The sequence below is a fragment of the Pseudoduganella sp. GW821-FHT12E03 genome (assembly GCF_058807115.1).
Genome location: NZ_JBXAQJ010000009.1, coordinates 84287 through 97455, shown reverse-complemented (window position 1 = coordinate 97455; position 13169 = coordinate 84287). Strand labels below are relative to the sequence as shown.

Below are 13169 nucleotides of genomic sequence, written 5' to 3'. Positions count from 1 at the left end.
GTGTCTCTCTTTTCTCGTTCGATGCAGGTCAGGCCGGCTGGCGGCGCAGCGGCAGCAGGTGCAGCATGCCGAACAGCACACTGAGCACGATGCTGGTGGACAGCGGTCCCGGGTAGCGCCGCACCAGGCCAAACAGGACGATGGTTTCCAGCACATGGGCGGCCAGCACCAGCGCGGCGGCCGGCGCCAGGAGGGCCAGCGAGGCGGGCAGCAGTCCTGCCGCCACCGCCGCGCCGGAGAGGTACAGCGCCAGGCAGGCGCTTTTCAGGAAGATATTGATCATGGTTGGTCCTTGCTGAGAATGTGGATGGCCACGGCGGCTTCTTCGATGCCTTGCAGGCCGCCGCCGTTTTCCTGGATCGCGTGGCGGGCGCCAGGCACCTGGCGCGCGCCCGCTTCGCCGCGCAACTGGCTCACCAGTTCGTACAACTGGCCGATGCCGGTCGCGCCCAGCGGATGGCCTTTGGATTCCAGGCCGCCGGACGGGTTGACGGGAATCCTCCCGCCCAGCGTGAAGTCGCCGCGCTCGGCGCACGGACCGCCTTCGCCAGGCCGTGCCAGGCCGAGGTTTTCCACCTGGATGATTTCACCCATGGCGGACGCGTCGTGCACTTCAGCCACGTGCATGTCTTGCGGACCCAGCCCGGCGATCTCATAGGCGCGGTTGGCGGCCAGCCGCGCCACGTTCAATTCCGGCTGTTCAAGAGTACGGTGGCTGAAGCTGCGCAAGACGCTGGCCGCCACGCGGATGGCGCGCTTCGGATCGGCGCCGATGCGGCGCAAGCCTTCTTCCGTGCAGACAATGGCGGCGGCGGCGCCGTCCGATAGCGGCGCGCACATCGGCAAGGTCAGCGGGTAGGTGATCGGCGGCGCCGCCAGGATTTCATCGATGGTGAAGGCCTTACGGATTTGCGCGTAAGGGTTGTGCACCGCGTGCGTATGGTTCTTGGCGGAGACCGCCGCGATCTGGCGCTGCGTGGTGCCATACGTCTTCATGTGCCAGCGGCACAGCGCCGCATAGATGGCCATGAATTTGCTGTACGGCTTGTCCGATTCGGAGCCGGGCGGCGGCGTCACGCCTTCGCCCATGCGCACCAGCGTGCGGTAATTTTCTTCGGCGCGCGACACGTCCCAGCCGGCCTCGAACAGCGAAAAGGCTTTGGCCTTGTCGGCGATGTTCATTTTCTCGGCGCCCAGCGCCAGCGCCACGTCGGTGGCGCCGGCCTGCAGGCTTTGCAAGGCCAGGTGGAATGCCGTGCTGCCGGACGCGCAGGCATTTTCCACGTTGACGATCGGGATGCTGTGGATCCCGATCTTGCCGAGCACCACTTGTCCCGGGATCGCGATCTGGCCTTGCAGCGGGCCGTTGGTCATGCCGGCGTAATAGGCGGCGCCGATATCGGCGGCTTCGCAGCCGGCGTCGCGCAGCGCGCCTTGCAGTGCTTCGCCGGCCAGGTCGTAGAGGCCGCGCTCCAGGTGGCGGCCGAACACCGTCATGGCGATGCCGGCGATGTAGATGTTGCTCATAACGATTCCTTCACCAGCGGCGGGACTTGCCACTCGCCGCGCAGGGTGCGCGGCTGTGGACCGTACAGGCGGATACCCAGGTAGATCGGACCGTCCGGCGCGGGCAGCCAGTTCGATTCCCACTCCTGGCCCGGCGTGGTTCTGGCGATGTGGATGGTCAGCGAACCATCGGCGTTGCGCCGCATGGCCGGCAGCATGGCGGAATTGACCAGGTAGCGCTTGAGCGGGTTATCCACCAGCAGCTGGCTCTTGCCGTCATACATGGTGACGGACCAGAAGGCGTCGGCCGGCGGCAATTCATTGGCGGCAAAGGTCAGGGTATAGCGGTGCCTGCTGCCGTCGAGCGGTTCGCCATCGGGCAGGGTGCGTGTCAGCGCGTACTGGGCTTCGGATATGTCGATCGCGTAAATGCCGGCCTTGGCCACGGCGGCGCGTTCCAGCCAGTTGCCGTGGTAGCGTGCGCGGTCGCCGCCGGAGGCCATGAACAGGTTCCAGCCATTGGTTTTCATGCCGAATTTGAGCACCGCCGCCTTGACCTGCGCATCGCCGGCCGCCATGCCGGTGGCCAGCGCTTGCGGATGGCGCGCGGCAATGTCCGCGTAACGTGTTGTGAATTCCCCGTTGCCGATGCCGAGCTGCGCCAGCGCCGCGCGCGGCGCCTGTTCATCCGGCGTGGCGGGAATGAAGCGCAGCGCGAAGTCCAGCCAGGCAAAGAAGTGCTTTTGCACCGCTTGCGGATCGGCGGGCGGGAACGCGATGGCGGGCGCGGGTTTGGGCGCGGGTTTGCCCTGCCAGGCCGACAAGGGTTGCACGTTGTAGCCGGCCTGCACCGCTTGCACCTTGCCGATATCGCCCGGCGACAGTAATTGCGTGCGCATGCCCGCCAGGGCGAGCTCGGAACCGGAGCGGAATACCTTGCGGATGCCAGGTGGTGTTTTACCTTGCCAGTGCGGCCCCGCCACCATGTACGCGCCCGGCACGCCGCCGGTGGCGATGCTGCCGATCAGGCCGAAGTTATAGGTGCTGGCGTCGCACAGCATCACCGAGTAATAGCGGCCGCGTTCCACCGGGGGCACCGTGATGACGACCGGTTCGGCGCGCAAGTCGAGCGCGGCGAACGAATACGGGGTGTCGCTGTTGGGCGTGACCACGGCGGTGTCTTCATGGGTAAACACGCGGCCGATGTTTTTCAGCTGGTTGAACGGCGCCTTGAATTGCGGCGATTGCGTATCGACCGCATACGCGTACAGGACCGCGTAATTCATCACGATCGGCAGGCCGAAGATGTAGGCCTGTTCCGCCAGTTGTGCAATGCGGGCGGCTTCCTGTTCGTGCTGCGCTGGCGTCACGGCGGTGGCGATTGCCGAGGCGGTGGCGGGCGCGGCGCCCTGCGCAAGGGCCGGCGCTGCTGCCACGGCAGCCGCCAGCGCGAGGCGGGACAGCATATGTGCTGGAGAGTGTTTCATGGTCTGATTCCTGTTAAATGCTGCGGCCCGCGTCTTGCCAGTATTGCTGGCGCAAGTCTTTTTTCAAGACCTTGCCGACCGGGCTGCGCGGCAGCGCGGCCACGAAGTCCACCGACTTCGGCGCCTTCACGGACCCGAGCTTTTCCTTGCACAGTGCGATCAGTTCCGCCGCCGTCACGCTCTGGCCGGCGTTCAGCTCGACCACGGCTTTCACGGCTTCGCCCCAGCTGGCGTCGGGCACGCCGATCACGGCGCAATCCTGCACGGCGGGGTGGGCCCAGATCACTTGCTCGACTTCGCTGGGGTAGACATTGAAACCGCCGGAAATGATCATGTCTTTCTTGCGGTCGGTGATGTGCAGGCAGCCTTCGGCGTCGAGGTGGCCGATGTCGCCCGTGTGCAGCCAGCCATCGATGATGGTTTCCGCGGTCTTGCCCGGGTCTTTGTAATAGCCCTTCATGACCAGGTCGCCGCGCACCACGATTTCCCCGCTGTGGCCTTGCGGCAGGATGCGGTTTCCGTCATCCATGATTTCACAGCGGATCAAGGGATTGGGACGGCCCACGGATGACAGGCGCTCGTCGGCGGCGGTGCTGTCGCCGGTGAAATGTTCGTCCGGGCGCAGGAAGGCAATGGTGCCGGGCGCTTCGGTCTGGCCATAGCCGCCCATCATGACCGGGCCGATGGTGGCCAGCGCTTGCCGCAGCTTTTCCACCGACATCGGCGCCGCGCCATACAGGAAGTATTTGACGGACGAAAAATCGACTTTCCGGTTCAACTCGGGAATGTCGAGCAGGCGGTAAATCACGGTCGGCGGCAGGAACAGTTCCGTCACCTTATATTTCGGGATGGCCGCCAGCAGCATGGCCGGATCGGGCTTCGTCACCACCACCACGGTGCCGCCGCGCGCGCTGGCCGGCAGCGACAGCAGGCCGGACGTGTGCGTCATCGGCGCGGCCGCCAGGTTGACGGGGCGCTCGTTGCCGCCATAGGCGCAGCCCTGCAACAGGTGCGCCACCATGGTCTGGTACGAGCGGTGCGTGTTCATCACGCCCTTGGGCTTGCCCGTGGTGCCGCCGGTGGCGCTGACCGCCACCACGTCATCGAGGTCCACCGGTACGTCCGGCCGGGTGGCCGGATGCGGCGCGGTCCACGCCGCCAGCGCGATGGCGCCGCGCACCTGCGGCGCATCGCCATCGAGGCAGATCCACAGTGTCACTTTGGGCAGGCGTGGCTGCAGCTCCGCGATCGCGTCCGCATACGCTTGCTGGAAGAACAGCACTTCGCAATCGAAGGCGTCGAGCACGTAATGGTTTTCGTCTTGCGGATTGCGCACGCCGACCGGCAGCCACGCCATGTTGGCGCGCCACAGGCCGAGCGTGCAAGTCCAGCCGGTGACGTCATTGCCGGCCCAGACCGCGCCCTTGGTCTCCTTGGGGAAACCGGCGGCCAGCAAGGCATGCGCGATACGGCACGACAGTTCACCCACTTCGGTGTAGGTATAGGTGCGGTCGTCCTGGATGTAGGCGGCGCCGTGCGGGTTGCCGCGCCAGCCGCGGTCGAAAAAGTCAATGATGGCCATGCCGGCTGCTCCTTCTTACAGTTGCGTGACACTGGCGCGCGCCAGGCCGCGGGCTGCGCAGAAGTCCAGCAGGTAGCGGTGGCCGAACGCTTTCGAGCCGGAGATAAAACCGGGCTTCGTGAAGTCGTTGTCGAGCAGCTTGATGGCGGCGGCGGTCTGCAGCGCGCCGGTGGCGATGTACGCGGTGGTGCCGAGCACTTCGGCGCGCACGGCGCCCAGCACGCCACGGCCGATTGCCGTGTCCACGGTGCGGACCAGGGTGGTGCGCTCGCGCGGCGGCATGGCGGGGGTGGTGGCGTCGCAAATGCTCTTGAGCACGGCGTCCTGCTGTTCGACCGGCAGGTGCTTGTATTCGGCGTCCCATTTCTGGCCGATCTGGTGCACCATCTTCATGGCGTCGTTGTCATAGAAGCCGACGGTCGACACGCACGAGCGCACGCGCGCATCGTTTTCAAAGTAGACCGGCAGCGACGTGCCGCCCCACGGCAGCGAAAACACCGGCTGCATGAAGTGCGGCGACGCGATCTGGAACGAGGTGCCGAATGGATGGGCCACCAGTTTCTTTTCCCACAGGTAGCACTGTTCGGCGCGGTACATTTCAAAGATCGACGCGGTGGACCCCACCGTCACGCCGGCGCCAATGCCGCGCGGGCCACGGCACAGCGCATTGGTTTCCAGCGCATCGATGCCCGGGGTTTCCAGCGCCAGTTCGGCCGCGATTTCCGAATACGTGTTCATGTAGGCGACCGATGGCGAGACCACCAGGCCGGCCTGGCGGAACTGCTCGCCGAACTGGTCGCGCACGGCGCGCACATACCACTGCTCGCCGGTGGTGTCGATGTGGTGGCAGCCGGCCCGCAACGCCGCTTCCACTGCCGTCAGGCCGAATTTCACGAACGGGCCGACCGTGTTGCAAACCACTTTGGCGCCCTTGAATGCCTGCGCCAGGGCGTCGACATTGTGTTCCGCCTCGATGATTTCATAGGTGGCCGATTCCAGGCGCACCACGCGCTGCGCCATCATTTCCCTGACGCGGCCGGCATTGCGCGCGACAGCGGTGAAGGGGATGTTCTGGTCGATCAGCCAATCCATGATCAGCATGCCGGTGTAGCCGGAAGCGCCGTAGACGACGACAGGATGTTTTGCCATGATAAGTCTCCGTTATAGGTATAAAGATGTGGTGAAGCGGGTGTGGGGTGGTGGGGCAGGCCCGGGCTCAGGGATTGGCCCAGCCTTCCGCGTACAGTTGTTGCGCCAGGGCGCCCAGGCGCATGGTGAGGAGGGTGTTTTCACCGTCTTCGATTTGCGCGGCGCGGGCGTCGCGGAACAGTTTTTCAATCGGGTATTCGCGCGACGTGCCGGCGCCGCCGAACAGTTGCAGCGCGTCGGTCGCCACCTGCATGGCTTCGTTGGTGATGGTGACCTTGGCCGATGCGGTCACATACGCATGGCTCCATGGCGACAGGCGCGCATAGGCCAGCGAGCGGCGCGCCACGCCACGGCACAGTTCCACGCGGCGCAGCATGTCGCCCAGGCGCAGGCGCGTCAGCTGGTGCTCGATCAGCAGGCTGCCGCCCTGGCGGCGCTCGTGGCAATATTGCAGCGCCAGTTCGAACGCGGCGCGCGCCACGCCGGTGAAGGTCTGGCCCATGTGGGTGCCGGCATACGACCATGCCGAACTGTGGTTGCCGTAGTACTCATCGCGCAGCGCCACCGCAAAACGTTTCGGGACGCGCACGTTGTCGAAATAGATTTCACCCTGCGGCAGCGAACGCTGGCCGATCTTGTCGAGCGGCTTGCCCCGGCTGACACCCGGCAAGTCGAGCGGGATGATGACGGCGGCGCCGTTGACCCGGCCCTGCGCATCGTAGAAACCGTCGCCGTAATCGGCGGAGAGGTAACCCAGCGCCACTTGCGCCACGGCGCCGTTCGAGACCCAGGCCGAGCATTGGCCGTTGATGACGATTTCATCCTTGCCGACCGTGGCAAACATATTGCCCTTGTTGCCGGGCGCGCCCGGCGTCCAGTCGCGCTGCATGTCGTAGGCGGTGACGTCGGAACCCTTGTCCGGGTGGGTGATCATCCAGCAGCCGATCTTGCCGGTGCACAGGTCCACCAGTTCCTGGTTGCCGGCCGCTTGCGCCATGGTCAGCGGGAAGCTGGCCGCGCCCAGTGAAATCGCCAGGCCGGCATCGCCCCAGCCCATTTCCTCGCCGATCAGCGATTCGGCGCGCACCGCCACTTCCGGCGGCAGTTGCGCCAGCAGCGACATGTCCAGTCCCAGCTTGGCCGCTTCGGCAAACACGCTGTAATACGGCGAGCCGGGCGCCACCACCTGGTCGGCGGTCATGGCGTCGAGTTCGCGGCCCAGCGGGCGCAGCACGTCCTTGGCGAAGCGGTGCACCGATGCCTGGATCGCTTGTTCTTCTTCCGTCAGCGGCGTTTCAAAGCCGGTCAGGCCGACCGGCGGTAATTTCAATTCTGTACTCAGACGCAACATCTTGGGTCTCCTCCTTGTGATGTGCGTCCATTTTCGGCGGTGGCGGATCTGGCGGCTTTCAACAATCAGGCGTATCTTTATCAAAATCCGCTCATTGCTAAAAAAGGATTTGCCTTGCTGACACCATGGGAAAAAGTACAAGCCGAGATCGGCCACAAGCCGCTGGTGGCTGGTTACATCGGTGGTGCGGAACCGCTATATTTCGAGCGCTACCTGTATCAAATGACGGGTTTGGCGGTGTCGCCCCTGTCGTGTACCGGCTTGATCACGCAATTCGGCGGTGGCCGGGTGACGGAAATCAGCCGCCGGGACGGGGCCGGCGACGTGAATTTGCCGACTGATTCAATCCTGATACCGGCCGGCGTACCGTCGCTGTGGACCTATGCCGGCACCGTGGATTTCGCCGCCATGTATCTGCTGCGCGAAGACAGCGGCATGCAGCAGCAACTGGCGCTGGTGGCGCGGTCGCGCGGCGCGCTGGCGCCGTTCAATGACCAGCTGGTCAATGCGGCCGCGCTGCAACTGGCGTATGAATTGCAAAAAGGGCAGGGCGCCGACGAGGATTTCCTGGCGCGGCTGTCGGCCATCATGCTGGAACAGGCCTATCGCGCCCTGACCACGCCGGGCACCGGCGGCATCAGCCCGCGCCATGTGCATTTCACGCGCTTGCAGGCCGTGCTCAACCATGTGCACAGCCATGCCGATGGCGATTTGTCGGCGGAAAACCTGGCCGCGCTGGCCGGCGTCAGCCTGGCGCATTTCCGCCGTATTTTCCAGGACGCGGTGGGCATGCCGCCGCACCGCTATGTGCTCAGCGTGCGGCTGGAACAGGCGCGCAAATTGCTGGCGATGTCTTCGATGCCGATTGCCACGGTGGCGCAAGAGTGCGGCTTTTCCAGCCAGAGCCATTTGACGGCCAGCTTCCGCGCCGCGCATGCGTGCACGCCGGCCGAGTTCCGCGCGCATGAAAAAGCGCGGCGCGGGCAGGCAAGCATGGGTCAGTCCTGATCGTTCCTGAAGATGGGCGGGATGGACTCGCGCCGCGCCACCAGCCCCAGCAAGCCGACACCGACCAGCAGCATGATATACACCGGTGGTTCGGGAATGGCGCTGATGGCTTGGGGATCGGGTGGGGCCTGGCTGGCGGTGACGGCGGACTCGGCCAACGCGGCCAGGTAAACATCGTCCAGTGCTGGCAGCGCTGGAGTGGTGAACACGTCAACTGCGGCGGCACCGCGCGCAACAGTCAACAGCGTTGCTAGCAGCAACGCCTTCCTTAACACTGTATGCATTGCGCCCCCCGGAGGCTGTACTGTAACTGGCAGGCTGCCAGCCTAGCACGAATCGCCGCCGGTATGGCGCATTACTCAATCATTTAATTTTGACAATATTTCTGCGCAACTGGGGGAAGGCCAGTACACGCTTGATGACGCCGCGCGGGACGGCTTTGTGGGTCATGTAGACCCACGCATTGGCGGCGCCGCTCGATTGTTCGATCTTCAATGCGGTATCGACGTCTTCCGCCATCACTTGGTTTTGCCGGTCCGGCTGGTGCTGGTCCATCGTGCTGATCCTTATTGTAGTTTTAATGGGCACTGCTAATGGGGGCGCTGCATCCATTGCTCGCGCAGGGCGCGGCGCAGGATTTTGCCGACGGGTGTCTTCGGCAGGGTGTCTTGCATTTCAATGATGCGCGGGCATTTATAGGGCGCCAGGTTGGCGCGGCAATGCCGGGCGACCTCATCCTTGGTCAGCGAGGCGTCGCGCGGTACCACAATGGCGCATACGGCTTCACCACTGCGCTCGTCTTCCACCCCGATCACCGCCGCTTCCATCACCCCGGGCAGTGCCGCCAGTACTTCTTCGACTTCGTTGGGGAAAACGTTAAATCCCGAAACCAATATCATATCCTTTTTGCGGTCCACCAGATGCAATAAACCCTCGTGATCGAGGTAGCCGATGTCGCCGCTGCGCAAATAGCCATCGGCGGTGCGCGCCGCGGCGCTTTCTTGCGGCCGGTTCCAGTAGCCTTGCATCACTTGCGGGCCCCTGGCGCATACTTCGCCGGGCGTGCCCAGCGGCAGCGGCTGGCCGTTGTCGTCGCGGATGGAAATATCGGTCAGGGGCAGCGGCATGCCGCCCGTGCCGGTGAAGTGCACGTTGTCCGTGCGGTTGACGGTCAGCGCACCGGAGGCTTCCGACATGCCATAGCCTTCGCAAATATGCAGTCCGGTCAGGGCATGCCACCGTTCATTGACGCTCGGTTGCGTGGCCGCGCCGCCTGCCGTGCACAGGCGCAAGCCGGTCAGGTCGACCTTGAGGATGTCCGGGTGGTTCAGCAGCGCGTTGTACAGCGTGTTGATGCCGCTGAGGATGCCGATGCGGTAGTGCCGCATGGTTTTGATGAGTTCATCGAGTGCGCGCGGATTGGCGATCAGCACGCAGCAGGCGCCATGCAGTATGGTGGGCATCAAGACCAGCATCAGCGCGCTGATGTGGTACAGCGGCATGATGGCCATCGCCACGGTGCCGTCGTCTTTCATGGCTTGCAGCGCCGGCCTGGCCCATGTTTCGAGCAGCGTTTCGTGGGCGGACAGGTTGCCGTGGGTGAGCACGGCGCCTTTGGAAATGCCCGTGGTGCCGCCCGTGTACTGCAGCAGCGCGATATCGCCGCGCGCCAGGCCGACCGGACGCGGGTGGCGCGCATGGCCTTGTTTCAGCGCCGCGCCGAACAGCACATGGCCGCCGATATCCCACGGCGGCACCAGGTGCTTGACGTGGCGCGCCACCAGGTTGACCAGCGGCGCCTTGAAACCGTGCAAATCGCCGAGCGACACCACCACGACTTTGTCAATCGCGGTGGCCGGCAGCACTTGCTGCACCACATGGGCAAAGTTTTCCAGCACCACGATGACTTTGGCGCCGCTGTCGGCCAGCTGGTGCGTCAGTTCGCGCGGGGTATACAACGGGTTGCAATTGACCACCACATAGCCGCCCTGCAGCGCGCCGAAGAAACACACGGGGTAGGGCAGGATATTGGGCAGCATGATGGCGATCCGCTCGCCCCGTTCATAGCCCGCCAGTTGCAGCCACGACGTGAATTCATCGGCGTGCTGCTGCAGCTGGGAATAGCTCATGGTGGTGCCCAGGCCGGCCAGCGCGGGGCGCGAGCCATGGAGGGCGCAAGCTTCATGGAAGCGTTCGACCACGGTGTGGCCGGGAATGTCCGGATGCGGATTGACGTGGCCGGGATAATGTTTGATCCAGTGACGGTCCATAGATTCGTCCTCCCAGGATGATAGTGTGCGCTTAAATTTTGTACTCAGCTATGGCGCCTTGTTAAATTTTCGCAACAGACAATATTGCATTCTCGAGCATGCCTTGCGGCTGCCGGATACCGACTAGAATGAAATGCATTCCAACCCGACAGGAGGACGTCATGCCCGACCAGGTGGTGCTGGTGTTGCAGGGAGGTGGTGCGCTGGGGGCGTACCAGTTGGGTGTGTACCAGGCCATGCATGAAGCGGGCGTGGAGCCGGATTGGGTGATCGGGACGTCGATTGGCGCGCTCAACGGCGCCATCATTGCCGGCAACCCGCCGGCGCGGCGGCTGGACCGGCTGCGCCAGTTCTGGACCCTGATGGAACACCATTCCACCCTGTATCCGGGCATGCCGCGCGCATTCGCCAACGCGCTGACCCTGACCCAGGGCATCCCCGCCTTTTTTGCCATCAACCCGGCCACCTGGTTCAACCCGGACGCGTCGGTCGGCGTGGAAAACGCCGCGTTTTACCGTACCGGACCGTTGCTGAAAACCCTGGAATTGCTGGTCGATTTCGATTACCTGAACCGCGACGGCTTGCGCTTGACGGTGGGCGCGGTCAGCGCCCGCACCGGCCACATGCGCTATTTCGATACGAAGCGGGAAGCGTTGTGTGTCGACCACGTGGTGGCGTCCGGCGCCATCCCGCCCGCCTTTCCCGCCGTGAAAATCGATGGCGAACCATTCTGGGATGGCGGCATTTATTCGAACACCCCGATCGAAGCGGTGCTCGATGACGAGCCGCGCCGCAGTTCCCTGATCTTTTCCGTGCAAGTGTGGAACCCGGACGGCAAGGAGCCGCAAAGCGTGCTCGACGTGCTGGAAAAGCACAAGGAAATCCAGTACGCCAGCCGCGCCAGCCACATCGAACAGCAGCGCCGGCTGCACCGCTTGCGCCACGTGATCCGCGAACTGGCGCAGCACCTGCCGCCGGAGGTCGCGGCTTTGCCCGAGGTGCGCGACCTGGCGACCTGGGGCTGCGGCACCGACATGCACGTGGTGCTGCTGAAAGCGCCCCGGCTCGACAGTGAAGACCACACCAAGGATATCGACTTCACGGCGTTGGGGATTCATACGCGCTGGCAGGCCGGCTATGCCGACATGAAGAAGGCGCTGGAAGCGAAGCCCTGGGCGAGTCCGGCATCCGCCATTGAAGGGATTGCCATCCATGAAATCTGAGATTTAGGATAAAGCTATCGATTCGATTGAATCAATCAAATTTATTTATTAATCAGGCTTGCTTAGACTGGCCTCATTGTTCCAACACCCCAGGAGAGACCATGAGCCAGCCACCGCAGCATCAGCCGCAACTCACCACCGCCTCCGGCATTCCCGTCGCCGATAACCAGAATTCCCTGAGCGCCGGCCCACGCGGCCCGTTGCTGCTGCAAGACTTCCACCTGATTGAAAAACTCCAGCATTTCAACCGCGAACGCATTCCCGAGCGCGTGGTGCACGCCAAGGGTTCCGGCGCTTACGGCACCTTCACGGTCACGCACGACATCACGCGCTACACCAAGGCCAGTTTGTTCAGCCAGGTCGGCAAGCAGACCGATACCTTCGTGCGTTTTTCCACGGTCGGTGGTGAGCGCGGCAGTGCGGATACCGAACGCGATCCGCGCGGCTTCGCCATCCGTTTTTATACGGAACAGGGCAACTGGGACCTGGTGGGCAATAACACGCCGATGTTCTTCATCAAGGATCCGATCAAGTTCCCGGATTTCGTGCACACGCAAAAGCGCTGCCCGCGCACGAATTTGAAATCCGCGTCCATGATGTTCGACTTCTGGAGCAAGGCGCCGGAAAGCCTGCACCAGGTGACGATGCTGTTCTCGGACCGCGGCACGCCGGACGGCTACCGCCACATGGATGGCTTTGGCAGCCACACCTACAGCCTGATCAACGGCCAGGGCGAGCGCGTCTACGTGAAATGGCATTTGAAGACCCGGCAGGGCATCAAGAACCTGTCGGCGGCGGACGCCGTGCGGCTGGCCGGGACCGACCCGGATTATGCGCAGCGCGACCTGGTCGCGGCGATCGACAGCGGCGACTATCCTCGCTGGGATGTCAAGGTGCAGGTGGCGACCGAACAGGAACTCGATGCGTGGAGTGCGCGCACCGGCTGGAATCCGTTTGACTTGACCAAGGTGTGGCCGCACGCGGACTTCCCGCTGCATCCGGTCGGCGTGCTGGAATTGAACCGCAATCCGGTCAACTACCATGCGGAAGTTGAGCAGGCCGCGTTTTCCCCCGCCAATGCGGTGCCGGGCATGGGCTATTCGCCGGACAAGATGCTGCAGGGCCGCTTGTTTGCTTACCACGATGCGCAGCTGTACCGGGTTGGCACCAACCACCAGCATTTGCCCGTCAACGCGCCGCGCTGCCCGTTCCACAACCAGCAGCGCGACGGGGCGATGGCGCTCCACAACGGCGGCGATGCGCAAAACTATGACACGGTGCAGGCCGGCGGCCATGGCGGTGGCGGCAATACCGGCATGGGCCATGGCGAAGGTCCGCTGGCGCTGCACGGCGCGGCAGGGCGCTACGATGGGCGTGGCCGGGAAGATGACTACACGCAGGCCGGCAATTTGTTCCGCTTGATGACGGTGGCGGAGCAGCAAAACCTGTTTGCCAACCTGGCCGGGCCTTTGAGCCAGGTCAGCGACGAGATCATCGCCCGCCAGCTGGGGCATTTCGACCAGGCCGATGCGGCGTACGGCGCGGGTGTGCGTGCCGCACTGAAAGCGGCCGGTCGCAACGTTGATTAGCACA

The 13169-nt window shown here is 64.1% G+C and carries 12 protein-coding genes; 3 read left to right on the top strand and 9 right to left on the bottom strand.

Features of this window, described 5'->3' with window-relative positions:
- Positions 1 to 28: 28 nt before the first annotated feature.
- The 6 genes from AC1RRC_RS22565 to AC1RRC_RS22540 all read right to left on the bottom strand — a co-directional run bounded on the left by AC1RRC_RS22565 (position 29) and on the right by AC1RRC_RS22540 (position 7075).
- A complete protein-coding gene (locus AC1RRC_RS22565) occupies positions 29 to 283 on the bottom strand; it encodes a hypothetical protein (protein ID WP_493057778.1) in 255 nt (84 codons plus the stop codon).
- Positions 280 to 1527: a thiolase family protein gene (locus AC1RRC_RS22560; protein ID WP_493057777.1), complete on the bottom strand. Its 1248-nt coding sequence runs from the start codon at positions 1525 to 1527 to the stop codon at positions 280 to 282. The genes AC1RRC_RS22565 and AC1RRC_RS22560 overlap by 4 nt, the downstream gene beginning before the upstream one ends.
- Positions 1524 to 2993 carry a DUF1254 domain-containing protein gene (locus tag AC1RRC_RS22555; protein WP_493057776.1) on the bottom strand — a complete coding sequence of 490 codons (1470 nt, stop codon included), beginning with the start codon at positions 2991 to 2993 and terminating at the stop codon, positions 1524 to 1526. The genes AC1RRC_RS22560 and AC1RRC_RS22555 overlap by 4 nt, the downstream gene beginning before the upstream one ends.
- 13 nt (positions 2994 to 3006) lie before the next feature.
- Positions 3007 to 4575 (bottom strand): class I adenylate-forming enzyme family protein, encoded by a 1569-nt coding sequence (locus AC1RRC_RS22550; RefSeq protein ID WP_493057775.1) that lies wholly within the window; start codon positions 4573 to 4575, stop codon positions 3007 to 3009.
- Between the two features lie 15 nt (positions 4576 to 4590).
- A complete protein-coding gene (locus tag AC1RRC_RS22545) occupies positions 4591 to 5724 on the bottom strand; it encodes a saccharopine dehydrogenase family protein (protein WP_493057774.1) in 1134 nt (377 codons plus the stop codon).
- 67 nt (positions 5725 to 5791) lie between these two features.
- Positions 5792 to 7075 carry an acyl-CoA dehydrogenase family protein gene (locus AC1RRC_RS22540; protein ID WP_493057773.1) on the bottom strand — a complete coding sequence of 428 codons (1284 nt, stop codon included), beginning with the start codon at positions 7073 to 7075 and terminating at the stop codon, positions 5792 to 5794.
- A 114-nt stretch (positions 7076 to 7189) separates the two neighbouring features.
- On the opposite strand from AC1RRC_RS22540, the gene AC1RRC_RS22535 reads away from it, so the two are divergent.
- Positions 7190 to 8083 carry a helix-turn-helix transcriptional regulator gene (locus tag AC1RRC_RS22535; protein WP_493057772.1) on the top strand — a complete coding sequence of 298 codons (894 nt, stop codon included), beginning with the start codon at positions 7190 to 7192 and terminating at the stop codon, positions 8081 to 8083.
- Here AC1RRC_RS22535 and AC1RRC_RS22530 read toward each other — a convergent pair.
- The 3 genes from AC1RRC_RS22530 to AC1RRC_RS22520 form a co-directional block, all read right to left on the bottom strand.
- The gene (locus AC1RRC_RS22530; protein WP_493057771.1) at positions 8074 to 8292 is read right to left on the bottom strand and encodes a PEP-CTERM sorting domain-containing protein; all 219 of its coding nucleotides are present in this window, start codon (positions 8290 to 8292) and stop codon (positions 8074 to 8076) included. The genes AC1RRC_RS22535 and AC1RRC_RS22530 overlap by 10 nt on opposite strands.
- A gap of 154 nt (positions 8293 to 8446) precedes the next feature.
- Positions 8447 to 8638, bottom strand: coding sequence for a hypothetical protein (locus tag AC1RRC_RS22525; RefSeq protein WP_493057770.1), 192 nt, complete (start codon positions 8636 to 8638; stop codon positions 8447 to 8449).
- 35 nt (positions 8639 to 8673) lie between these two features.
- A complete protein-coding gene (locus tag AC1RRC_RS22520) occupies positions 8674 to 10353 on the bottom strand; it encodes an AMP-binding protein (protein WP_493057769.1) in 1680 nt (559 codons plus the stop codon).
- Between the two features lie 161 nt (positions 10354 to 10514).
- Here AC1RRC_RS22520 and AC1RRC_RS22515 point away from each other — a divergent pair, with 161 nt between their 5' ends.
- On the top strand, positions 10515 to 11576 hold the full coding sequence (locus tag AC1RRC_RS22515; protein ID WP_493057768.1) for a patatin-like phospholipase family protein: 1062 nt from the start codon (positions 10515 to 10517) through the stop codon (positions 11574 to 11576).
- A gap of 101 nt (positions 11577 to 11677) precedes the next feature.
- Entirely contained in the window at positions 11678 to 13165 is a 1488-nt protein-coding gene (locus tag AC1RRC_RS22510; protein WP_493057767.1) for a catalase, read from the top strand.
- Positions 13166 to 13169: the final 4 nt, after the last annotated feature.

Coding starts and splice junctions, on each gene's coding strand:
- AC1RRC_RS22515 (WP_493057768.1), top strand. CDS start 10,515: ATGCCCGACCAGGTGGTGCTGGTGTTGCAGGGAGGTGGTGCGCTGGGG.
- AC1RRC_RS22510 (WP_493057767.1), top strand. CDS start 11,678: ATGAGCCAGCCACCGCAGCATCAGCCGCAACTCACCACCGCCTCCGGC.
- AC1RRC_RS22540 (WP_493057773.1), bottom strand. CDS start 7,075: ATGTTGCGTCTGAGTACAGAATTGAAATTACCGCCGGTCGGCCTGACC.
- AC1RRC_RS22520 (WP_493057769.1), bottom strand. CDS start 10,353: ATGGACCGTCACTGGATCAAACATTATCCCGGCCACGTCAATCCGCAT.
- AC1RRC_RS22545 (WP_493057774.1), bottom strand. CDS start 5,724: ATGGCAAAACATCCTGTCGTCGTCTACGGCGCTTCCGGCTACACCGGC.
- AC1RRC_RS22560 (WP_493057777.1), bottom strand. CDS start 1,527: ATGAGCAACATCTACATCGCCGGCATCGCCATGACGGTGTTCGGCCGC.
- AC1RRC_RS22565 (WP_493057778.1), bottom strand. CDS start 283: ATGATCAATATCTTCCTGAAAAGCGCCTGCCTGGCGCTGTACCTCTCC.
- AC1RRC_RS22525 (WP_493057770.1), bottom strand. CDS start 8,638: ATGGACCAGCACCAGCCGGACCGGCAAAACCAAGTGATGGCGGAAGAC.
- AC1RRC_RS22555 (WP_493057776.1), bottom strand. CDS start 2,993: ATGAAACACTCTCCAGCACATATGCTGTCCCGCCTCGCGCTGGCGGCT.
- AC1RRC_RS22550 (WP_493057775.1), bottom strand. CDS start 4,575: ATGGCCATCATTGACTTTTTCGACCGCGGCTGGCGCGGCAACCCGCAC.